The sequence below is a fragment of the Alcanivorax sp. DSM 26293 genome, from assembly GCF_900107995.1.
Taxonomy (GTDB): Bacteria; Pseudomonadota; Gammaproteobacteria; order Pseudomonadales; family Alcanivoracaceae; genus Alcanivorax.
The window spans coordinates 62065-84272 of record NZ_FNUM01000002.1; the positions used below are offsets into that span (position 1 = coordinate 62065).

General features: G+C 59.1%; 18 protein-coding genes. 16 read left to right on the forward strand and 2 right to left on the reverse strand.

Features of this window, described 5'->3' with window-relative positions; all coding sequences use genetic code 11:
- Position 1: 1 nt before the first annotated feature.
- Both C4S63_RS03835 and map read right to left on the reverse strand, forming a co-directional pair.
- Complete coding sequence (locus tag C4S63_RS03835) at positions 2 to 2674, reverse strand: [protein-PII] uridylyltransferase (RefSeq protein WP_103916763.1); 2673 nt, start codon at positions 2672 to 2674, stop codon at positions 2 to 4.
- A gap of 74 nt (positions 2675 to 2748) precedes the next feature.
- Complete coding sequence (map, locus tag C4S63_RS03840) at positions 2749 to 3546, reverse strand: type I methionyl aminopeptidase (protein WP_255357641.1); 798 nt, start codon at positions 3544 to 3546, stop codon at positions 2749 to 2751.
- A gap of 293 nt (positions 3547 to 3839) precedes the next feature.
- On the opposite strand from map, the gene rpsB reads away from it, so the two are divergent.
- The 16 genes from rpsB to dnaE all read left to right on the forward strand — a co-directional run bounded on the left by rpsB (position 3840) and on the right by dnaE (position 22180).
- Positions 3840 to 4598, forward strand: coding sequence for a 30S ribosomal protein S2 (rpsB, locus tag C4S63_RS03845; RefSeq protein WP_062817763.1), 759 nt, complete (start codon positions 3840 to 3842; stop codon positions 4596 to 4598).
- 332 nt (positions 4599 to 4930) lie between these two features.
- Positions 4931 to 5809: a translation elongation factor Ts gene (gene tsf, locus C4S63_RS03850; RefSeq protein ID WP_062817764.1), complete on the forward strand. Its 879-nt coding sequence runs from the start codon at positions 4931 to 4933 to the stop codon at positions 5807 to 5809.
- A gap of 256 nt (positions 5810 to 6065) precedes the next feature.
- A complete protein-coding gene (gene pyrH, locus C4S63_RS03855; protein ID WP_062817765.1) occupies positions 6066 to 6800 on the forward strand; it encodes a UMP kinase in 735 nt (244 codons plus the stop codon).
- Positions 6801 to 6918: 118 nt separating this feature from the next.
- The gene (gene frr, locus C4S63_RS03860) at positions 6919 to 7476 is read left to right on the forward strand and encodes a ribosome recycling factor (protein WP_062817766.1); all 558 of its coding nucleotides are present in this window, start codon (positions 6919 to 6921) and stop codon (positions 7474 to 7476) included.
- 67 nt (positions 7477 to 7543) lie between these two features.
- Positions 7544 to 8323 carry a polyprenyl diphosphate synthase gene (gene uppS / locus C4S63_RS03865; protein WP_062817767.1) on the forward strand — a complete coding sequence of 260 codons (780 nt, stop codon included), beginning with the start codon at positions 7544 to 7546 and terminating at the stop codon, positions 8321 to 8323.
- Positions 8324 to 8325: 2 nt separating this feature from the next.
- Complete coding sequence (locus C4S63_RS03870; protein WP_103916764.1) at positions 8326 to 9150, forward strand: phosphatidate cytidylyltransferase; 825 nt, start codon at positions 8326 to 8328, stop codon at positions 9148 to 9150.
- Positions 9147 to 10331 carry a 1-deoxy-D-xylulose-5-phosphate reductoisomerase gene (gene ispC / locus C4S63_RS03875; protein ID WP_197463373.1) on the forward strand — a complete coding sequence of 395 codons (1185 nt, stop codon included), beginning with the start codon at positions 9147 to 9149 and terminating at the stop codon, positions 10329 to 10331. The genes C4S63_RS03870 and ispC overlap by 4 nt, the downstream gene beginning before the upstream one ends.
- Positions 10325 to 11632 carry an RIP metalloprotease RseP gene (gene rseP, locus C4S63_RS03880; RefSeq protein ID WP_103916765.1) on the forward strand — a complete coding sequence of 436 codons (1308 nt, stop codon included), beginning with the start codon at positions 10325 to 10327 and terminating at the stop codon, positions 11630 to 11632. Before ispC ends, rseP begins: the two co-directional genes overlap by 7 nt.
- Positions 11629 to 13992 carry an outer membrane protein assembly factor BamA gene (gene bamA / locus C4S63_RS03885; RefSeq protein WP_062817771.1) on the forward strand — a complete coding sequence of 788 codons (2364 nt, stop codon included), beginning with the start codon at positions 11629 to 11631 and terminating at the stop codon, positions 13990 to 13992. The genes rseP and bamA overlap by 4 nt, the downstream gene beginning before the upstream one ends.
- A gap of 10 nt (positions 13993 to 14002) precedes the next feature.
- Positions 14003 to 14500, forward strand: coding sequence for an OmpH family outer membrane protein (locus C4S63_RS03890; RefSeq protein ID WP_062817772.1), 498 nt, complete (start codon positions 14003 to 14005; stop codon positions 14498 to 14500).
- Positions 14500 to 15510: a UDP-3-O-(3-hydroxymyristoyl)glucosamine N-acyltransferase gene (gene lpxD / locus C4S63_RS03895; protein ID WP_103916766.1), complete on the forward strand. Its 1011-nt coding sequence runs from the start codon at positions 14500 to 14502 to the stop codon at positions 15508 to 15510. The genes C4S63_RS03890 and lpxD overlap by 1 nt, the downstream gene beginning before the upstream one ends.
- A 36-nt stretch (positions 15511 to 15546) precedes the next feature.
- Positions 15547 to 15987, forward strand: a complete 441-nt coding sequence (fabZ, locus tag C4S63_RS03900) for a 3-hydroxyacyl-ACP dehydratase FabZ (RefSeq protein ID WP_062817774.1) — start codon at positions 15547 to 15549, stop codon at positions 15985 to 15987.
- A gap of 72 nt (positions 15988 to 16059) precedes the next feature.
- On the forward strand, positions 16060 to 16827 hold the full coding sequence (lpxA, locus tag C4S63_RS03905) for an acyl-ACP--UDP-N-acetylglucosamine O-acyltransferase (RefSeq protein ID WP_103916767.1): 768 nt from the start codon (positions 16060 to 16062) through the stop codon (positions 16825 to 16827).
- Positions 16828 to 17982 (forward strand): lipid-A-disaccharide synthase, encoded by a 1155-nt coding sequence (gene lpxB, locus C4S63_RS03910; RefSeq protein ID WP_103916768.1) that lies wholly within the window; start codon positions 16828 to 16830, stop codon positions 17980 to 17982.
- Entirely contained in the window at positions 17982 to 18620 is a 639-nt protein-coding gene (rnhB, locus tag C4S63_RS03915) for a ribonuclease HII (RefSeq protein ID WP_082810932.1), read from the forward strand. The genes lpxB and rnhB overlap by 1 nt, the downstream gene beginning before the upstream one ends.
- Positions 18621 to 18679: 59 nt before the next feature.
- Entirely contained in the window at positions 18680 to 22180 is a 3501-nt protein-coding gene (gene dnaE, locus C4S63_RS03920) for a DNA polymerase III subunit alpha (protein WP_103916769.1), read from the forward strand.
- Positions 22181 to 22208 lie beyond the last annotated feature (28 nt).

Genomic DNA, 22208 nt, shown 5'->3' on the forward strand with positions numbered 1-22208 from the left:
GTCAGGAGTTTCCGTTGTTCTTGTCGTCGAGCTCTTTGATGAGGGTTTCCTGCAGTTGCTGACACAGGGCCGGGTCGGAAACCGGCTCACCATCAAGATCGGTAATGAAAAAGACGTCTTCTGCGCGCTCGCCCAGGGTGGCAATGCGGGCATTTTGTACCAGCAGTTCGAAGCGCATGAAGATGCGGCCGATATGCGCCAGCAGGCCGGGGCGATCCAGGGTCTGGATGTCTACGGCGGTGCGATCGTTGACGATGTCGTTGCTGATCACCACCTGGGTGGGCACATCGAAATGTTTGTGTCGACGCGGCATGCGCCGGCTCACCGTGGAGGAGAAACGTTCCGGGTGTTTCAGGGTTTCGGTGAGCGTTTTACGAATCTGTTCGATGCGCGGCCAGTCTTCGCCAATGGGGGTGCCATGCTCGTCCAGAACGATGTAGGTATCCAGACTGAAGCCGTCGGCACTGGTGATGATCCGTGCGTCCATGATGGTCAGGCCCAGGGTGTCCAGGGCGTTCACCGTGGCGCTGAACAGGTTGCGGGTGTCCGGGGTGTAGATAAAGATCTGCGACCCTCCCGCCAGCACGCTCTGACTGGACTCCCGAATCAGCACCAATGGGTCGTCCGGATCTTCCCGGTCCAGCAGGGCTTCGGTATGCCAGGCGATGTCCCGGGGTGTCTCGCGCAGAAAGTATTCGTCACCAATGTTCGCCCACAGGGATTCGATGGCTCTGGGATCGTGATCCCGCTCGGTGAGCATCTTCATGGCGGCATCGCGGGTTTCGTCGATCCAGTCCTGTTTCTCCACCGGATTGTTGAGACCCCGGCGCAGGGCGCGCTTGGTTTCCGTGTAGAGCTGACGCAGCAGGGAGGCCCGCCAGGAGTTCCACAGGGTGGGGTTGGTGGCGTTGATATCCGCCACGGTCAGCACATAGAGATAATCCAGGTGGACCAGGTCGCCGACCTTGCGGGCAAATTCGTAGACCACATCCGGGTCGGAGATGTCCTTGCGCTGGGCGGTCACGCTCATGGTCAGGTGGTTTCTTACCAGCCAGGCCACCAGCTTGCCGTCCCAGGCGGTCAGTCCATGGCGCTGGCAGAAGGCAATGGCGTCTTCCGCGCCCAGTTCGGAATGGTCGCCGCCGCGGCCCTTGGCGATATCGTGGTAAAGCCCGGCGGTGTAGAGCAGTTCCGGCTTGGGCAGGCGGTAGAACACCTCGCTGGCCAGGGGGAATTCCTCGCGCAGGTCCTCATAGCGCAACCGGCGCATATTCTTGATCACCAGCAGGGTATGGGCATCCACGGTGTAAATGTGGAACAGGTCGTACTGCATCATGCCGATGATGCCGCCGAACTCCGGCAGGTATTTGCCGAGGATGCCGTAGCGTTTCATGCGCCGCAGCTGCGAGAACAGGGCATGGGGGCTGCGCAGCAACTGCATGAAAAGGTCGGTGTTTTCCGGGTTGCTGCGGAAGGCATCATTGATCTGCCGGCGATGATAAATCAGTGCCCGCACCGTGGCGGCCCGAATCCCTTTCAATTCCGGGTTCTGGGCCATCAACACAAAGGCTTCCAGCAGGGCGCTGGGGTGTTTCTCGAAGACGTCCGGGCTGGTCACTTCCAGGTAATCGTTGCGCACCTGGAAGCGCCGGTTCAGTGGTCGCACCTGGTCCGGCTTTTCGTTGTGCAGGATTACCTCATCGAACAGCTGCAGCAGCATTTCGTTGAGTACCGACAGGGCCAGTGCTACCCGGTAGAAGCCTTTCATGAAATGTTCCACCGCCAGGTTGGCGTTGGAATCCTCGTGGCCCAGACGGGTGGCGAGCTGGCGCTGGTGATCGAACAGCAGCCGGTTTTCGTTGCGCTCGGTGTGGACATGCAACTGCCAGCGTACTTCCCAGAGATAATCCAGGCACTTGCGCAACACGCCATACTCTTCGGCAGTGAGAAAACCCACATCCACCAGGGCTTCAAGGCTGTCGGCATTGAAGTGTCGTTTGGCCACCCAGGCGATCATCTGCACATCACGCAGGCCGCCCGGCGCATTCTTCAGATCCGGTTCCAGGTTGTATTCGGTGTCATTGAAGCGCTTGTGTCGGGCAACCTGTTCCTGCCATTTGGCCGCAAAGAATGCCGCGGAGTCCCACATATGTTCCGGACCGGTGCGTTCTTCCAGCTGTTCGCGAAGGCTGTCGTTACCGCCCAGGGTGCGCGCTTCCATGATGTTGGTGGCAACGGTGATGTCTTCCCGGGCCAGCTCCACGCACTCATCCAGGGTGCGCACTGCATGGCCGATTTCCAGGCCCATGTCCCAGAGAAACGCGACAAAGCGTTCCAGGCTGTCCCGGAGGCTCTGATCCGGGGCTTCGGCCATCAACACCAGGACATCCACATCGGAGCAGGGGTGCAGCTCGGCCCGGCCATAGCCGCCCACCGCGACCAGAGACAGGTCATCACGGTCTGCCAGCCCGAACAGGGACCAGGCGGCGACCATCACCTGGTCCACCAGTTCTGCCCGGGCGCGGACCAGCTCGGTGATGTCTGTGTCTTCGAAGGCCTGATTCAGGCGCTCCTGGCCCTGTTCCAGGTACTGGCGGGCATACTGGCCCGGCTGGGCGCTTTCCTGGAGGGCCTCAAACAGATGTTCCTGGGGCAGGGCGGGGGAGAGAGTCATACAGATCCTGTAATGGCGTTGCGGGCATGCCAGCTCCACGATAAGGCTGGCATGTCTCCGGTGGCTGAACCGTGTCAGTAGAGATCGGTTTCCTCGCTACGGGCCGTCAGTACCTCGTAACCGTCGGCGGTGACGGCAATGGTGTGCTCCCACTGGGCAGACAGCTTGCGGTCCTTGGTGACCACGGTCCAGTTGTCCGGCAGCAGCTTGTTGGCCGCCTTGCCGGCATTGATCATGGGTTCGATGGTGAACACCATGCCTTCCTGCAATTCAAGACCCGTGCCAGGCTTGCCGTAATGGACCACCTGGGGCTCTTCATGGAAGCCTTCACCGATACCGTGGCCACAGTACTCGCGCACTACTGAGAAGCGCTCGCCTTCAGCCATTTTCTGGATGCGATGGCCGATATCCCCCAGGCGTGCCCCGGGTTTGACCATTTTGATGCCGGCCAGCATGCACTCGCGGGTGGTTTCCACCAGGCGGCGGGCCAGTACGGAGGGCTCACCCACATAGAACATCTTGGAGGTATCGCCGTGCCAGCCATCCTTGATGACCGTCACGTCGATGTTGATGATGTCGCCGTTCTTGAGGGCCTTGCGGTCATTGGGAATGCCGTGACAGACCACGTGGTTCACGGAGGTGCAGACGGATTTCGGGAACGGAATCCGGCCCGGCGCGCCGCCATAGCCCAGACAGGCGGGGATAGCATGCTGCTTGTTGACGATATGGTCGTGACAGATGCGGTCCAGTTCCTCGGTGGTGACCCCCGCCTTGACGTGCTCGCCGATCATTTCCAGGACTTCGGCGGCCAGTTTGCCCGCTTCGCGCATTTTGGCGATCTGTTCGGGGGTTTTGATGACTACATTCATGATACTTGAGGAAACTCCAGCTATTTCAGTGGGTTGAGCGGGTGTGTGCCAGCGCTCTCTGCGCCGGTAATGCGCCTTTGGCGTTGCCCGGGAAGGGTGTCTGTGGTATAAAGCGCGCGCTTTCCCGCTCACTGACGGCCCTGTGGCGACAAGTGCCGCATTGTAACCGCCGTTGGGTGGGGAAGGAAATCACACATGCCCCGTCACATAGCCCCGGGTGCCGGCTTTCCTGTTTAAGGTTGCTGGTTGGGTTTATGCGGGGGCGTGGAGGCCTAACCCAAAGTGGAGTATTAACAATGTCCAGCGTAACTATGCGCGATATGCTGAAGGCCGGTGTGCACTTCGGCCACCAGACCCGTTACTGGAACCCGAAGATGAATGCATACATCTTCGGCGCCCGTAACAAGATTCACATCATCAACCTGGAAAAGACCCTGCCTCTGTTCAACGACGCCATGGCGTTCCTGAACAAGCTGGCTGCCAGCAACAACAAGATCCTGTTTGTTGGTACCAAGCGTGCAGCGCAGAAAGCGGTGAGCGAAGAAGCTCAGCGCTGCGGTATGCCCTATGTGGATCACCGTTGGTTGGGCGGCATGCTCACCAACTGGAAAACCATCCGTCAGTCCATCAAGCGGTATCGCGAACTGGAAGCCCAGTTCCAGGATGGCACCTTCGACAAGCTGACCAAGAAAGAAGCCCTGATGCGCAAGCGTGAGATGGACAAGCTTGAGCGTTCCATCGGTGGTATCAAGGACATGGGCGGTCTGCCCGATGCCCTGTTCGTGATCGACGTGGATCACGAAGACATCGCCCTGCAGGAAGCCCGCAAGCTGGGTATTCCGGTTGTCGCGGTGGTGGACACCAACTCCAACCCGGATGGCGTGGATTACGTGATCCCGGGTAACGACGACGCGATCCGTGCGATTCAGCTGTACGTGAAAGCGGCGGCCGACACCATTCTGGAAGGCAAGCAGTACGCCCAGAACCAGACCGGTGGCGAAAGCGAATTCGTCGAGGTAGCCGACGAGGCCGAAGGCGAGAAAGCCGAAGGTTGATCCGTCGAGGCAGGCCTGCGGGCCTGCCTGTTTAGAACCTGTTTACGATCTATACGCGGCCGCGTTGCCGCTGAAAATAGCGCCAGGCAAGGCGCGAACCGTAGGGCCTGACGGGTCAAGTTCAAGGTTCGCAACACAGCATGGCGCTATTTTCAGCAGCAACCCGGAGGGCCGGGCCCCTTTTACCGCCAGCCCGCGATTGCGCTTGTTTATGTAGAATCACTACACAGCACAAGCGCAATCACGACCTAGCGAAAAAATTGACTCCGGCGCGGCTGCGTATAGATCGTGAACAGGTTCTCACCGAAACTTACCAAATTGAGAGGATAATCATGGCTGCTGTAACTGCTGCAATGGTTAAGGAACTTCGCGAGCGTACCGGTCTTGGCATGATGGAATGCAAGAAGGCGCTGGTGGAAGTGGGTGGCGATATCGAAAAAGCCATCGACGAAATGCGTAAGTCTGGACAGGCCAAAGCGGCCAAGAAAGCCGGCCGTACCGCTGCTGAAGGTGCCGCTGTGATTGCCACCAATGACGACAACACCGTTGCTGTCATGGTAGAGATCAATTCAGAAACCGACTTCGTGGCTCGTGACGACAACTTCCTGGGCTTTGCCAACAAGGTGGCTGAAGCCGCTCTTGCCGCTGGTGAAACCGACGCTGCCAAAATCGGCGAGTTGAAGCTGGAAGATGGTTCCACCGTTGAAGAAACCCGCCAGGCGCTGGTTCAGAAGATCGGTGAGAACATCCAGATCCGTCGTGCTGCCAAGCTGGAAGCCGAGGGTGCCATCGGTGCCTATGTCCACGGTGGCAAAATTGGTGTTCTGGTTGCCCTGAAGGGTGGCGATGAGGCTCTGGGTCGGGATGTGGCCATGCACGTTGCCGCGGTAAACCCGATGGTGGTCAGTGGCGACCAGGTTCCCACTGAGGTTCTCGAGAAAGAGAAAGAAATCATCCGTGCCCAGCCGGACATGGAAGGCAAGCCCGCTGAAATCGTTGAGAAGATGCTGGGCGGCCGGATCAACAAGTTCCTGAAGGAAGTGAGCCTGCTGGATCAGCCCTTCGTGAAGGATCCCAATACCTCTGTTGGCAACCTGGTGAAGGGTGCTGGCGCCGAAATCGTCGCTTTCGAGCGTCTGGTGGTCGGTGAAGGTATTGAAAAAGAAGAAGTCGATTTCGCTGCTGAGGTAGAAGCCGCAGCCAAAGGCTGAGGGCTGAGCATCGATCGATGAGAAAAGACGCCTTGCTGGCGAGATCAGCAGGGCGTTTTTTTCGCCTGTTGACTGGCTGTTACAGGCGATTCAAGGAAAACCGCTTGCAACCATCGTGCGGGGAGGTACTGTGCTAGCAGGCCATACACCGACGCGGATTGAGTGCAGCGTAAAAGCCGGCTGATGCCGGTAACACAGCAAGATGATGGCGGGTATTCATGGGTGGCGCTTTCTTATGAGTGGTGGAGAACAAGACATGCCGACGAACAAGGAGCGCTCGCCGCGCTATAACCGTATTCTGCTCAAGCTGAGCGGGGAAGCGCTGGCGGGTGACGAAGGCTTCGGGATTGATCCCAAGGTGCTGGATGCGATTTCCCTGGAAATCGGCCAGCTCGTCGGTATCGGGGTCCAGGTGGGCCTGGTGGTAGGTGGTGGTAACCTGTTCCGCGGTGCAGCCTTGCAAAGTGCCGGCCTGGACCGGGTGGCAGGCGACCATATGGGAATGCTGGCTACGGTGATGAACGGTTTGGCCCTGCGGGATGCCCTGGAGCGATCCAATATCCGCACCCGTCTGATGTCGGCCATCCCCATGAGTGGCGTGGTGGAACATTATGACCACCGGAATGCCAATCGCCATCTCAAGAATGGCGAGGTGGTGATTTTCTGTGCCGGTACAGGCAACCCCTTCTTTACGACGGATTCTGCGGCCTGTTTGCGCGGCATCGAGATCAGCGCCGATGTGGTGCTGAAAGCCACCAAGGTGGATGGCGTCTATAATGATGACCCGCAGAAGAATCCGGCGGCCGTGAAATACGACACCTTGACCTATGACGAGGTGCTGGATAAAAAGCTTGGGGTCATGGATCTGACGGCGATCTGTCTTTGCCGGGATCACTCCATGCCGCTGCGGGTGTTTGATATGAACAAGAAGGGCGCGCTGCTGAACCTGATGCTGGGTGGCAGCGAGGGAACCCTGGTGGAGGCCGGATAATTCCGGGCGGCCCGTTCAGAACGTTTTGTGTTGCCCGCTTGTGGGCGTTGTCTACAAAGGTCTGGTGGCCATTTCGGGGCTTTCCAGACCCAGCTGAAAAGAAAGGCGAGGAATAACGGTGATTGACGATATTCGTAAAGATGCGGAAGCCCGCATGAAGAAAAGTCTGGCTGCGCTGGATACTGCTCTCAAGCGTGTCCGTACCGGCCGTGCCCACCCCAGTCTGCTGGACAATATTACCGTGGACTACTACGGCGCTGAGACGCCGCTGCAGCAGTTGGGCAATATCTCCGTGGAAGAGGGGCGTACCCTGACCATCTCTCCCTTCGACAAGAGCATGATTCCGCAGATTGAGCGGGCCATCATGACCTCTGACCTGGGTCTGAATCCCTCCACGTCCGGCAGCCTGATCCGTCTGCCCCTGCCGCCGCTCACCGAAGAAACCCGTCGGGATCTGGTTAAGGTGGTCCGTGCCGAAGCCGAGCAGGCGCGGGTTTCCCTGCGCAGTGTTCGCCGTGATGCCAACAGCGACCTGAAGGAATTGCTCAAGGAAAAGGAAATCTCCGAGGACGAAGAGCGTCGCGGCGAAGAGCTTATCCAGCAGCTGACCGACAAGATGGTGGTGGAAGTGGACCGCGTGCTGAAAGAGAAAGAAGAGGAGTTGATGACCGTATAACACGGCCGGTCATCATTCACGGATGCGGGCTGCATGTCAGCCCGCTTTTGTTATTGGCGGATGCAGTATGGCCAGCGAAAACCCTCATTCCAGCGCCCCGGATATCGACTCCCATCAGGGCGAACTTCCCCGGCATGTGGCCATTATCATGGACGGCAACAACCGCTGGGCCCGCAAGCAGGGCTTGCCGGGGGAAGAAGGACACCGTGCCGGTGAAGCCACGGTACAGACCATTATCCGTACTGCCGCAGAGCGCGGCATCGAAGCGCTGACCCTGTTTGCCTTCAGCTCGGAGAACTGGCGGCGTCCCCAGGCGGAAGTGGAGCATCTCATGGCGCTCTTTCTCAAGGCTCTGGGAGGCCGCGTGGAAGAGTTGCATGGCCATGGTGTCCGTATCCGTTTTATCGGGGATCGCAGTGCCTTTGCCGAGGACCTGCAAGCCGGTATGGCCGACGCGGAAGCGTTGACTGCCGACAACCCGCGCATGACGGTGGTGATTGCGGTGAATTACGGTGGCCAGTGGGACATTGCCCAGGCTGCCCGTGAGCTGGCGACCCAGGTGGAGCAGGGCGCTATGCGCGCCGATCAGATAACGTCTGAAGCCCTTGGCCAGCATGTGGCCATGGCGGATCTGCCCCTGCCTGACCTGCTGATTCGAACGGGTGGCGATCAGCGAATAAGCAACTTTCTGCTGTGGCAACTGGCTTACAGCGAACTGTTTTTTTCCCCGCTTTTATGGCCTGATTTTGATGCGGACGCCTTTGCTGCCGCCTTACAGGACTATGCCGGCCGCCAGCGGCGTTTTGGACGCTCTGGTGAGGAAGTGGCCGGATTGAAAGGAGAATAAGAATGCTCAAACTGCGCGTGATTACCGCGCTGGTGCTTTTGCCCATCGTGCTGGGGGCCGTGTTTGGCCTCGACCGCTTGCCTTTTGCCCTGGTGGCCGGGGTTTTCTTCCTGATGGCCGGCTGGGAATGGGCGGCGATGATGGGGAAGGTGTCCGCCGCGGTGCGAAGCGGTTGGGTCATTGGTCTGGGCGTGGTGATGGCACTGGCGGAGATCTACCGCCCGGCATGGCTGCTTAACGCCATTCCTGTCTGGTGGTTGCTGACGCTGGTGCTGGTGATCGGTTACCCCGGTAATGCGCGTGTCTGGTACCGGCCTGTCCTGATGGCTCTTGTGGGTCTGCTCTTGCTGGTACCTTCCTGGGCGGCGATTGTGCAACTTCAGGACGAGGGCGCCCTGGGCCTGGCAGGTCCCTGGGCACTGATGTTCATCTTGCTCTGGGTATGGGCCGCGGACACCGGGGCCTATTTCGCCGGTCGTGCCTTCGGAAAACACAAGTTGGCGCCGCTGGTGAGCCCGGGCAAAACCATTGAGGGGCTGGCCGGCGGTGTGGCCCTGGCCCTGGCTGTGGTGGCCGGTGTCTATGCCGCCGGACTTCTGGAGGCCAACCTGCTGCCGCTGATGATCGTTGCCCTGATGACGGTGCTGGCATCGGCATTGGGAGACCTGTTTGAAAGCATGGTCAAGCGTGAGCGCGGCTTCAAGGACAGCGGCACCATTTTGCCGGGCCATGGCGGCATGCTGGATCGCATTGACAGTGTGACGGCGGCGATGCCCATTGCCTTGGCCGGGTTCAACTGGTTTTCCCTGCCCGGAGGCAGTCTGTGACACCCTCTGGCAGACAACGCCTGACCGTTCTTGGTGCCACCGGCAGCATTGGCCAGCAGACGCTGGACGTGGTGGCCCGGCATCCGGAGCGCTATGAGGTATTCGCCCTTACGGCCAGCTCCCGCTGGCAGCTGATGGCGGAGCTTTGCCTGGCGGTCCGGCCGCGCTTTGCGGCTATGTCGGATCCGGCGGCGGCAGCGTCACTGAGGAACCATCTGGCCGAGGCCGGGTCTCAAGTGGAAGTGTTATCCGGCCCCCAGTCCCTGGCGGATCTTGCCGCGCATCCGGATGCGGATACCGTGGTGGCAGCCATCGTTGGCGCGGCGGGGGTCAGGCCCACGCTGGCGGCGGTGGAAAGTGGCAAGCGAGTATTGCTGGCCAACAAGGAAGCCCTGGTCGTCACCGGTTCATTGTTTATGGATGCGGTGAAGCGTCACGGGGCTACGTTGTTGCCACTGGATTCCGAGCACAATGCGATTTTCCAGTGCCTTCCGGCGGAAGGGGTTAACGCGGGGGTTGAGAGACTGCTGCTGACGGCTTCCGGAGGCCCGTTCCGGGAATTCAGTGCCGCCGAGCTTGCCGCAGTGACACCGGCCCAGGCGGTAAAACACCCTAACTGGGATATGGGACCGAAAATCTCGGTGGATTCTGCCACCTTGATGAACAAGGGGCTGGAATTTATCGAAGCCTGCTGGTTATTCGATGTGTCCCCGGAGATGGTCGATGTGGTGGTGCACCCCCAGAGCGTGGTCCATTCCATGGTGGCCTACCGGGACGGTTCGGTACTGGCACAAATGGGCACGCCGGATATGCGTACCCCCATCGCCTGTGGTCTGTCCTGGCCGGAACGAGTGGAGTCCGGTGCCCAGCGACTGGATTTTTCCACCCTGGTGGGGCTGAACTTCGAGGCGCCGGATTTGCAGCGTTTTCCCTGCCTGGGGCTGGCCCGGGACGCCATGCGCGCAGGCGGAACTGCCACGGCGGTATTGAATGCGGCCAACGAGGAAGCTGTTGCCGCCTTTCTGGCTGGCAGGCTGGATTTTATGGGGATTCCCGCCGTGGTGGCGCGCACGCTGGAAAGCCAGTCTGCTCCCGCCTGTCAGGATGTGGAATCGGTAATGGACATTGATCGACAGGCACGCAGTGCCGCCTGTCAGTGGATCAAGGAGCGCGGATGCTGACGATTCTGGCCTTTGTCGTCACTATTGTCATTATTGTGGCTTTCCATGAATGGGGCCACTTTCTGGCCATGCGAGCCTTCGGCGTCCGGGTGCTGACTTTTTCCGTGGGCTTTGGCCCCAAGCTGTTTCGGTTCAAGGACAGGAAGGGGACCGAATGGGTGATCAGCGGCATTCCTCTGGGGGGCTATGTTAAGCCCCTGGATGCCCGCGAAGACGAAACCGCAGCCGGGGACCCGGGTGAATTTTCCAGTAAACCTGCGTGGCAGAGAGTCGTTACCTACGCTGCCGGCCCGGTATTCAATTTTATCCTCGCCATGCTGATCTACTGGTTGTTAATGGTCAGTTTCGGGCAAAGTCGTATGCAGGCGGTCGTAGGCCCGGTAACGCCCGGAACGGTGGCGGAGCAGGCTGGGTTTGCGCCGGGAGACCGGATTGAAGAGGCAGGCGGAACCGCGGTAGAAGGCTGGCGCCCCTTTTATAACGAACTGATTCTGCACCTGGGTGAGAAAGAAAAGCTGCCGGTAACGGTGACGACGGCATCCGGTGATACCGCCGTACGCGAGCTGGATACCTCCCCCTGGTCGGCTGATCTGGAACAGCTTCCTCTTGATGCGCTGGGCATCAGCCAGGCGGTATTGATCGGTGAAGTGGTGGCGGGCAGTGCGGCTGATCAGGCGGGTTTGCGCGCACAGGATCAGGTGGTTGCCCTCAATGGTGAGCCGGTGGCTGGCTGGCAGAGCTGGCAGGAAGCCATCATGGCCTCCGCGGGCGAGACACTGGAAATCACCGTGTTGAGAGACGGTGCCCTGCGGCGTTTTGCCGTGACTCCGGAAACTGTCACGGAAGGGGAGCAGACCTTTGGCCGTATCGGTGTGGCCATGGGCGGCATCTATCAACAGCAATTCGGCCCGGCTGGTGCCATCCTGGCGGCTTCCGAACGCTTTGCGGAGCAGTGCGAGGTCGTTTGGGCCAGCCTGGTGAAACTGGTCACCGGCAAACTGTCCCTGGATAATCTGGGTGGTCCCATTACCATTGCCCAGGTGGCCGGGGAGAGCGCCTCCTACGGGATTGCCAGTTTTCTGGCATTGCTGGCTTATCTGAGTATCACTCTCGGCATTATCAATCTGTTACCGGTACCCATGCTGGATGGCGGCTGGATTTTCTTTGGAATCATTGAAATGATCCGCGGTCGCAGTTTACCGGAGCGGTTTCTTATGGCCGCACAAGGAGTAGGGCTGATGCTTGTTGTCAGCTTTATGCTACTGGCCATTTACAACGACTTGGTGAAGCAGTTTTCATGAGATTTGGGGACAAACTAAACCGCCTGCTGAAAGGCCTTCTGGCGGTAGCCTGCCTGTGTCTGATTCCCTGGGCGAACGCGGAATCCCTGTTGCCGTTCAAGGTGCACGATGTGCGCGTGGAAGGGCTGCAACGTCTGCCGGTGGAACGGGTCTATGCGGAATTGCCCATTCAGGCGGGGGATACCGTGGACCGCGACCAGATTGTGGATGCGGTACAACGCCTGTTTGCCACCGGCAATTTCGAGGATGTTCAGTTGGGGCGGGATGGCGATGATCTGGTCGTGGTCGTGGCGGAAAGGCCCAGCATTGCCCGTATTGATCTGTCCGGTAACAAATCCATCGATGAGGAAAACCTGCGCAAGGGGCTGACCGAGGCGGGACTGGTCGAAGGAGAGGTGTTCCAGCGCTCTACCTTGCAGGCCATTGCCGGCGAGCTGGAACGCCAGTATGTGAGCCAGGGGCGTTACGGGGCCGACATCAAGACCGAATCCGTGCCCTTGCCGCGTAACCGTGTGGCCCTCAAGATCGAGATTTATGAAGGGAAGGCCGCCCGCATCCGCGATATCAATATCGTTGGTAACGACCTGTTCGATGATGAGGAACTGCTCAAGGATTTCGAACTGAACTCCACGGGATTCTGGTCGTTCATCAAGGGGGATGACAAATATTCCCGGCAGAAACTGAGCGGCGACCTGGAGCGGTTGCGTTCCTATTACCTTGATCGCGGTTATATCAACTTTTCCATCGAGTCCACGCAGGTGTCGGTGACACCGGATCGCCGCAGTGTCTTTATCACCGTCAATGTGGCGGAGGGTGAACAGTACACGGTGAATGAAGTGAAACTGGCCGGGGATCTGGTTGTGGCCGAGGAGCAACTCGAGCCGCTACTGATCGTCAAAAAAGGGCAGGTGTTCAGTCAGCAGCTGGTCACCTATACCAATGACCTGCTCAAACGTCGTCTTGGTAACGAGGGTTATACCTTTGCTGAGGTCAACGGCCGCGATCACAACGCCAATGATGAAGACAATACTGTCGACGTGACCTTTTATGTGGAGCCGGGTCGCAAGGTTTACGTGCGCCGCATCAATTTCAGTGGCAATGCAAAAACCGATGATGAAGTGCTTCGCCGGGAGTTGCGTCAGTTTGAACAAGCGCCGGCCAACACCTCCCTGGTGGATCTGTCCCGCCAGCGTCTGCAGCGTCTGGGGTACTTCAGTGTGGTGGAAGCCGACACGCCCCGGGTACCGAATTCCGAAGACCTGGTGGATGTGGAGTACAAGGTGGAAGAGCAGCCCTCCGGTTCCATCGGGGCCAATGTGGGCTTTTCGGATGCATCCGGCTTTATCTTTGGTGCCAACGTGACCCAGAACAACTGGCGTGGCTCCGGCAACCGGGTGTCATTTGCGCTCAGCCGCTCTGATATCCGTGATTCCTACAGCTTTTCCCACTACAACCCTTACTACACGCTGGACGGGGTGAGTCGCGGCTTCAGTTTGTTCTATTCGGAAATTGATTTCGATGAGACCACGGTGGCGTCCTATGCGGCGGACCGTCTGGGTGGGTCAGTGACATTCGGTTATCCGATTTCCGAATATTCACGGCTGAGTTTCGGGGGTACCTACGAGAGGACCGATATCACCACCGGGGATTTTGTCGCCGTTGATATCTTCAACTTCCTGGAGAAGGAAGGTACCGAGTTCAACGAATACAAATTCAATGCTTCCTTGCAGACCAGCACGCTAAACCGGGGTGTGTTGCCGGACCGGGGCTGGTCCAGCAGCGTGGGGCTGGAAGTTGCGGTCCCGGGTTCCGACTACGGGTTCTACAAGCTGAACTGGAACGGTCAGAAATACTTCCCGATTACCCAGCGATGGACATTGCGGACCCGGGCGGATGTGGCCTATGGGGACGGCTATGGCGATGATGCCGTATTGCCCTTCTTCGAGAACTATTACTCCGGCGGTATTGGTTCGGTAAGGGGTTATGAATCCCGCTCTCTGGGGCCTCGCTCAGAAGGTCTGGCGTTCTTTCTCAATGGTACCCGTGATCCGGATCCGGATCCGATCGGTGGCAACCTGCTCACCGAGGCCAGCCTGGAGCTGATTTTCCCGACGCCGTTTGCGCCGGAATCCCGAAGCGTGCGAACCTTCCTGTTCGCCGATGCGGGCAACGTGTTTGAAACCGAACGTAGTGATATTGTGGCCGATTTCGATGTCACTGACTTGCGTACTTCCGTGGGGGTGGGTCTGACCTGGCTGACAGCAATCGGCCCGCTCAGTTTCAACCTCGCCAAGGCATTGAATGACCAGACTGGCGATGACACGGAAGTTTTCCAATTTTCTCTGGGACAGACTTTTTAGGAGTTTAATAATGATGAAAAAATGGATTGTTGCTTTTGTTGTGATGCTGCCCGCGCTTGCCATGGCTGAAAGCCGTGTGGGTGTGATTGATCCCATCGGTGCGCTGCAAGCTGCCGATAATGTGAAAGCACGCATGAGCGCACTGGAAAAAGAGCTGGGCGCCGATGAACAGCGTCTTAACAGCCTGCGCCAGGAAGTGGGCAAGATGCAGGAAAAAATCCAGAAAGAAGGCATGACCATGTCTTCCGAGCAGCAGGAGCAGATGCAGACCGAAGGTCAGCAGAAAATGATCGAAATCCAGAGCCTGCAGCGCAAACTGCAAAAGCGTGCCAACGATGCCCAGCGTGAACTGCTGCAGGAAATGGAACCCAAACTGCAAAGCGCCGTGGCCGAGGTCGCCAAGAAAGAGAATCTGGACCTGGTTGTCAGTGCCCAGGCTGTGATCTACACCAAACCGGACCTGGACATCACCGAAGCGGTGACCAAGCAACTGAACAAGATGAAGTGATGCTGACTCTGCGCGAATTGGCCAGCCAGCTGGATGCGGAGCTGGTCGGGGACCCCGACCAGCAGGTTGATGGCCTGGGAACAATACAATCTGCCACGGGCAGCCAGCTGACGTTTCTGGCCAACCCCCGTTATCGCAGTTTTCTGGAGCAGACCCGGGCTGCCGCAGTGCTGATTCCTGAATCCCAGCGGGAATTCTGCCCGGTGGCTGCGCTGATCGTGAAAGATCCCTACTTGTCATTTGCCCGGGCCAGTGCCTTTTTTGAAACCGCACCCGTGGCAACGCCGGGGATTCATCCCTCTGCCGTGGTCGACGATCTGGCAACGATTGCCGCTTCCGCCTCGATTGGCCCGAATGCAGTGATCGATGCCGGCGTGACGGTGGGCGAGGGGGCCGTGATTATGGCCAATTCCGTGATAGGTGCCGGTTCTCAGATCGGTGACCAGTGCAGAATCTGGTCAAATGTTACAATTTACCATGGTGTCACACTGGGACCGCGCACTATCATACACGCCAATTGTGTAATTGGTGGCGATGGGTTCGGTTTCGCCTTCAATGGCGGTGGCTGGACCAAGCTGCACCAGGTCGGCGGAGTCGTCATCGGTGCCGATGTGGAAATCGGCGCCGGAACAACCGTGGATCGGGGTGCCATTGAAGATACCGTGATCGGCGATGGGGTGATTCTGGATAATCAGATCCAGGTCGCTCACAACGTGGTAATCGGCAATCATACCGCTATCGCCGGCAAAGCCGGCATTGCCGGTTCAGCGAAAATCGGTGCTTACTGCCTGATTGGCGGAGCCGCCGGCATTGCCGGACATATCGAGGTATGTGACAAGGTGCAGATTCTTGCCATGTCACTGGTTTCCAGCTCTATCACCGAACCGGGTACCTACGGTTCTGCGTTGCCTGTGGATACCCAGAGCCGCTATCGTCGGAACGTGGCTCGCTTCCGGAACCTTGATGATCTGGCCCGCCGTGTGCGCAAACTGGAACGTTCAAGCGATTAACGGCCGCGTATTGCGGCACTTGCCTGTGTGGAACACATGATGATGGATATTCAGGCGGTCAGGGAATACCTGCCGCATCGTTACCCTTTTTTGTTGGTTGACCGGGTTCTCGACGTGGAGCCAGGCAAGCGTATTGAAGCGATCAAGAACGTGACCATTAACGAGCCTTTCTTTAATGGCCACTTCCCCCACGAACCGATCATGCCGGGTGTGCTGATCATTGAAGCCATGGCCCAGGCTGCCGGTATTCTGGGGTTCGTTACCGAAAACAAGAAGCCCGGTGATGGCTACATCTATTTGTTGGTGGGCACGGACCGTGCACGCTTCAAGCGCCGGGTGGTGCCGGGTGATACTCTGCACCTCAGTGCCGAGTTCATCATGACCAAACGCAATATCCTCAAGTTTGCCTGCGAGGCCAAGGTCGACGGCAAGATTGTCGCCAGCGCCGAGATGCTGGTAGCTGAACAGAAGGTCTGAGTCGGGCGGCATATTCCCGCACGGGTTTGACGTATACTTCCCGTATTCACAGCAGAATAAAGCGAAACTTTCATGATACATCCGACCGCCCTTATCGATCCGGCCGCGGAGCTTGCAGAGGACGTGCAGGTCGGCCCCTTCACGGTCATCGGCCCCGATGTGAAAATTGGTGCTGGTACCGTCATTGAGTCTCATGTGGTCATCAAGGGACCGACCACCATCGGCAAGAACAATCGCATCTTCCAGTTCGCGTCCGTGGGCGAGGAGTGCCAGGACAAGAAGTACAAGGGTGAGCCGACCCGGCTGGAAATCGGCGATGACAATGTGATCCGTGAATCCGTGACCATCCATCGCGGCACGATCCAGGACAATTCCCTGACCAAAATCGGCAGCCGTAATCTGCTGATGGCCTATGTGCACGTGGCCCATGACTGCATCGTGGGTAACGACTGCATCTTTGCCAATAACGCCTCGATCGCTGGCCATGCCCAGGTTGGTAACGGGGTGATTCTGGGAGGCATGACCGGGGTCCATCAGTTCTGCAAGATTGGCTCCTATGCGATGACGTCCGGCTGCTCCTTTGTGATCAAGGATATTCCGGCCTACGTCATGGTCTCCGGGAACCCGGCCCATGCCCGAAGCATGAATTTCGAGGGAATGAAGCGCCGTGGCTGGTCGAAGGAAACCATCGCCTCCCTGCGCACGGCGTACAAGGTACTGTATCGGCAGGGTCTGACCCAGGAGCAAGCGATCGCGGAAATGGAGGCCATGGAAGCTTCCCCCGAACTGCAGATCCTGATCGACTCCCTCAAGGCGTCCGAGCGCGGTATTACCCGCTAGATGAGCTCGCGCAAGGACGCTCCGAGGATTGCCCTGATCGCCGGAGAAGCCTCCGGCGATATTCTTGGTGCCGGCTTGATGCAGTCGTTGCAGGCGCGTTACCCGGATGCCCGTTTTATCGGAGTGGGCGGCGAGGAAATGACCGCTGCGGGCCTGTCCAGTCTGTTCCCCATGGAAAAACTCTCCGTGATGGGTATCACCGAGGTGATATCCCATTTGCCGGAGCTGCTGCGTCTTCGCAAGCAGCTGGTTGGCTTTCTGCTTGAACAGCAGCCGGATGTGGTGATCGGGATCGATTCCCCGGATTTTACCCTGCCCATTGCCCGTCGCCTTCATGACCAGGGTCTGAAAACGGTCCACTATGTGAGCCCCTCGGTATGGGCCTGGCGCCAGGGTCGGATCAAGGGAATCAAGCGCAGCATCGACCTGATGCTGTGTCTGCTGCCTTTCGAAGCTCGCTTTTATGAGCAGCACCAGGTGCCCGTGGCCTTTGTGGGTCACCCGCTGGCCGATCGGGTACCGCTGGAAACCGATACCCCTGCAGCCCGGGCCGAACTGGGGCTGACGGACAAGGGGGATATCCTGGCGGTTCTGCCTGGCAGTCGGGGCGGGGAAGTGGGGCAGCTGATGCCGGCGTTCCTGGATGCCATGGTGGCCCTGCACGCTCAGCGTCCGCAGTTGCACTTCGTGATCCCCGCTGCCAACGCGGCCCGCCGTGAACAGATTCAGACGTTGCTCGCGTCGACAGCGGATTTGCCGGTTACCGTGGTGGACGGACAAAGCCGCACGGTAATGGCGGCGGCAGACGTGATTCTGATGGCGTCCGGCACGGCCACCCTGGAAGGCTTGCTGGTTGGCAAGCCCATGGTGGTGGGTTATCGGGTGGGGAAGGTGACCTATGCCATTGCCCGCCGTCTGGTGAAAAGTGAATTTGTCTCGCTACCGAACCTGCTCTGCCGGGAACAGCTGGTCCCGGAGCTGATTCAGGATGGCCTCACCACCGATGCCATCGTGGAATCGGTCAATCACTGGTTTGATCACCTGGATCAGGCCGCAGCCCTCAAGTCCCGTTTCCGGGCGGTCCATGAACAGTTGCGTGGTGGCGCCAGTGAAAAGGCCGCGGACGCCGTGAGTCAGCTGCTGGAGCGGCGCTGATGGATCCGTTTTCCGAGTACGCCCTGGCTGAGCCCTTTATCCCGTCAGTGTTCCGCTGGCAGCCGGGGATGCGGGTCGCCGGGGTAGATGAAGTCGGCCGTGGCCCGCTGGTGGGTGCGGTGGTCACCGCCGCGGTGGTGCTGGACCCGCAGCGCCCGATCCCCGGTCTTGCAGACTCTAAAAAAATCAGTGAAAAGAAACGGTTGCAGCTGGAAGTTGAGATAAAGTCTCATGCTTTGGCCTGGTCCCTCGGGCGGGCCGAGCCAGAAGAAATCGACGAGCTCAATATTTTTCATGCTACCTTGCTGGCCATGCAGCGCGCGGTAGCCGCCTTGCCTCTTGACGTGCACGGCGTGCTGGTGGACGGTAATCGCGTCCCCGACTTTGCCTGTCCGGCAGAGGCGGTGGTGAAGGGGGATGGCCGGGTGCCGGCCATTTCTGCGGCCTCCATCCTGGCCAAGGTGGCCCGGGATCGGGAAATGCAGCAGCTTCATGCCTTGCACCCCCAATATGGCTTTGACCGCCACAAGGGATACCCGACCAAGGTGCACCTTGCGGCACTGTCGCAGCATGGCGCCCTGGATCAGCATCGCCGCTCTTTCGGCCCTGTAGCAAGAATTCTTGGGACCGATGCCTGACGCAAGCTGCGGGCATACCGGCGCATAACACGAATACAGAAAGACTGAGGAACACCCCATTGAGTGACCCCCGTTTTGTCCACCTGCGCCTGCACACCGATTATTCCCTGGTGGACGGGGTGGTGCGGGTCAAGGAACTGATCAAGACCTGTGCCAGCCAGTCCATCCCGGCGGTGGCGGTGACAGACGACTCCAACCTGTTTGCCATGATCAAGTTCTACTCCGCCGCCATGAAGGCGGGCGTCAAGCCGCTGATGGGGGCGGATCTGTGGGTGGAAAGCACGCATATCGACGAGCCGGCCAAGCTGTCTTTTCTGGTTCAGAATGAGCAGGGCTACCAGAATCTCACCTTGCTGATCAGCCGCGCCTGGCAGACCAACCAGGACCGGGGCAGGGCGCTGGTCAAAGCCGAGTGGCTGGAAGAGCTTCATGACGGCCTGATTGTGCTGTCTGCCGCCAGCCAGGGCGAAGTGGGGCAGCTGTTGCTGGCCGAAAAAACCGATCTTGCCCGTCAGCAGGCGAGCTGGCTGCAGTCCATTTACGGTGATCGTGTCTACCTGGAAGTCCAGCGCACCTCCCGTCCGGGGGACGAGGATTGTCTGCATGCCACCGTCGCCCTGGCGTCGGAACTGGGGATGCCGGTGGTTGCCAGCAACGATGTGCGGTTTATTCGCCGTGAGGATTTCGAGGCCCACGAGGCAAGGGTCTGTATCCACGACGGCAACACCCTAGATGATCCCCGTCGCCCCAAGAAATACTCCGAAGAGCAGTATCTGAAATCCGAAGACGAAATGGTGGCGCTGTTTTCCGATCTGCCGGAGGCGTTGGAGAACACCGTCGAGATTGCCCGCCGCTGCACCCTGGATATTCGCCTGGGCGAGAATTTCCTGCCGGATTTTCCGATTCCGGACGGCATGACCATCGAACAGTATTTCGAGAAGCTGTCCCGGGACGGGCTGGAAGAGCGGCTCCAGGTATTACTGGACAAGAATGACCCGGAGTATGCGGAAAAGCGCAAAGAGTATGATGACCGGCTCAAATTCGAGCTGGATATCATCAACCAGATGGGATTTCCCGGCTACTTTCTGATCGTTGCCGACTTCATTCAGTGGGGCAAGGATAACGAGGTGCCGGTGGGGCCGGGGCGGGGCTCCGGTGCCGGTTCCCTGGTGGCCTATGCCCTCAAGATTACCGACCTGGATCCCATTGGCTACGACCTGCTGTTCGAACGTTTCCTGAACCCGGAACGGGTATCCATGCCTGACTTCGATGTGGATTTCTGCATGGAGAAGCGTGACCGGGTGATCAACTACGTGGCCGACAAGTACGGTCGCGATGCGGTCAGCCAGATCATTACCTTCGGCACCATGGCCGCCAAGGCGGTGGTACGCGACGTGGCCCGGGTGCAGGGCAAACCCTATGGTCTGGCGGACCGGCTTTCCAAGATGATCCCGCCTACCCCGGGGATGACCCTGGAAAAGGCCTATGAACAGGAAGAAACCCTGCGCGAGTTCCTGGAGAGTGACGAGAACTCTGACCGGGAGTCCGCCAACGAAATCTGGGAGATGGCCCTCAAGCTGGAAGGCCTGACCCGGAACGTGGGCAAGCATGCCGGGGGGGTGGTGATCGCGCCGGGCAAGCTGACGGATTTTGCGCCGCTGTACTGCGAAGAAGACGGCACCAACCTGGTGACCCAGTACGACAAGGATGATGTGGAATCCGCCGGGCTGGTGAAGTTCGATTTTCTCGGCCTGAAGACCCTCACCATCATCGACTGGGCAGTGAAAGCCGCCAATGTGAAGCGTCACCGGGAAGGCCTGGACGATCTCGATATCGACCATATCCCGCTGGATGATGTGCCCAGCTTCGACCTGCTCAAGAAAGGGGATACCACCGCGGTATTCCAGCTGGAAAGTCAGGGCATGAAGGAGCTGATCAAGAAGCTCAAGCCCGACGTCTTTGAAGACATTATCGCCCTGGTGGCCCTGTATCGTCCGGGGCCACTGGAATCCGGCATGGTGGACAACTTCGTCAACCGTAAACACGGCCGCGAACCGCTGGCCTACCCGGATCCGCAATACCAGCATGAATGGCTGGAGCCGATTCTCAAACCCTCCTACGGGGTCATCCTGTATCAGGAACAGGTGATGCAGATTGCCCAGGAACTGGCCGGCTACACCCTGGGTGGGGCGGACATGCTGCGCCGGGCCATGGGCAAGAAAAAACCGGAAGAAATGGCCAAACAGCGCGCCATCTTCGAAGAGGGAGCCAAGGGCAAGGGGGTCGACCCGGACCTGGCCATGAAAATCTTCGACCTGGTGGAAAAATTCGCCGGCTACGGTTTCAACAAGTCCCACTCGGCGGCCTATGCGCTGGTGGCGTACCAGACCGCCTGGCTGAAGGCCCATTATCCGGCGGAATTCATGGCCGCCACCATCTCGGCGGATATGCAGAACACCGACAAGGTGGTGACCTTCATCGACGAGTGCAAGACCATGGGCTTGCAGGTGTTGCCGCCGGATGTGAACTCCTGCGGTTACCGCTTCACGGTGAATCCGGAAGGCGACATCGTTTATGGGTTGGGTGCCATCAAGGGCCTGGGCGAGGGCCCGATTGAGGCCATCGTGTCCGCCCGTGCTGACGGTGGCGGCTTCAAGGATCTGTTCGACTTCTGCCGTCGCATCGACCTGAAAAAGATCAACCGCCGCTCCCTGGAAGCCATGGTACGGGCCGGGGTGCTGGACAAGCTGGGCCCGAACGCAAGCTTCCATGACCGGGCCACCTTGCTGGCCACGTTGCCGGATGCCATTGCCGCCGCTGACCAGGATGCCCGCAACGAAGCGGCCGGTATCATGGATATGTTCGGTGCTGTGGATGAGAGTCCGGCTACCGCCGTGGAGTGGAAGCCGGCCCGGGCCTGGAACGATGACACCCGCCTTAATGGCGAGCGGGACACCCTGGGCCTGTTCCTTACCGGTCACCCCATTGATCAATACGAGAGTGAAGTCCGCCAGTTCGTCTCCGCCCGGTTGAACTCGCTGCAACCCACGGCAAAGGGTGAGGCCGCTACGGTGGCCGGGTTGGTGGTGGCGCTACGCATCACCCGCAGCAAGCGCAGTGGCGAGCGTATGGCGTTTGTGACCCTTGACGACAAGACCGGTCGGGTCGAGGTGTCGGTGTTCGGCAAGACGTTTGCCGAATATGGCGACCTTGTGCAAAAAGATGCGCTCCTGATCTTCAAGGGAGGCGTGCGGAATGACGACTACACCGGCGGCTTCAATCTGATAGCCGATGAGATCATGGACATGCGTCAGGCCCGGGAAACCTTCGCCCGCCGTCTGCGCGTGGCCGTTCCGGTCAGCGAAGCGCTACCCCAGCGACTGCAACAGACCCTGGCGCCGTATCAGGGCGGTAATACACCGGTATTGCTGGATCTGGATCACCCGGTTGCCGCCGCCAGCTTCTGGATGGGCGATGCCTGGAAGATCAGTCCCCACGAGTCACTGGTGGAGGAACTCCGGGTGCAGTTCGGGGAAGACGCGGTACGGATGGAGTACTAGCTACAAGCTACAAGCTACAAGCTACAAG

What these genes read in the sequence shown, in the direction of transcription:
- C4S63_RS03835 (WP_103916763.1), bottom strand. Translation starts at nt 2,674, where the DNA reads ATGACTCTCTCCCCCGCCCTGCCCCAGGAACATCTGTTTGAGGCCCTC.
- rpsB (WP_062817763.1), top strand. Translation starts at nt 3,840, where the DNA reads ATGTCCAGCGTAACTATGCGCGATATGCTGAAGGCCGGTGTGCACTTC.
- tsf (WP_062817764.1), top strand. Translation starts at nt 4,931, where the DNA reads ATGGCTGCTGTAACTGCTGCAATGGTTAAGGAACTTCGCGAGCGTACC.
- pyrH (WP_062817765.1), top strand. Translation starts at nt 6,066, where the DNA reads ATGCCGACGAACAAGGAGCGCTCGCCGCGCTATAACCGTATTCTGCTC.
- uppS (WP_062817767.1), top strand. Translation starts at nt 7,544, where the DNA reads ATGGCCAGCGAAAACCCTCATTCCAGCGCCCCGGATATCGACTCCCAT.
- C4S63_RS03870 (WP_103916764.1), top strand. Translation starts at nt 8,326, where the DNA reads ATGCTCAAACTGCGCGTGATTACCGCGCTGGTGCTTTTGCCCATCGTG.
- rseP (WP_103916765.1), top strand. Translation starts at nt 10,325, where the DNA reads ATGCTGACGATTCTGGCCTTTGTCGTCACTATTGTCATTATTGTGGCT.
- bamA (WP_062817771.1), top strand. Translation starts at nt 11,629, where the DNA reads ATGAGATTTGGGGACAAACTAAACCGCCTGCTGAAAGGCCTTCTGGCG.
- C4S63_RS03890 (WP_062817772.1), top strand. Translation starts at nt 14,003, where the DNA reads ATGATGAAAAAATGGATTGTTGCTTTTGTTGTGATGCTGCCCGCGCTT.
- lpxD (WP_103916766.1), top strand. Translation starts at nt 14,500, where the DNA reads ATGCTGACTCTGCGCGAATTGGCCAGCCAGCTGGATGCGGAGCTGGTC.
- fabZ (WP_062817774.1), top strand. Translation starts at nt 15,547, where the DNA reads ATGATGATGGATATTCAGGCGGTCAGGGAATACCTGCCGCATCGTTAC.
- lpxA (WP_103916767.1), top strand. Translation starts at nt 16,060, where the DNA reads ATGATACATCCGACCGCCCTTATCGATCCGGCCGCGGAGCTTGCAGAG.
- lpxB (WP_103916768.1), top strand. Translation starts at nt 16,828, where the DNA reads ATGAGCTCGCGCAAGGACGCTCCGAGGATTGCCCTGATCGCCGGAGAA.
- rnhB (WP_082810932.1), top strand. Translation starts at nt 17,982, where the DNA reads ATGGATCCGTTTTCCGAGTACGCCCTGGCTGAGCCCTTTATCCCGTCA.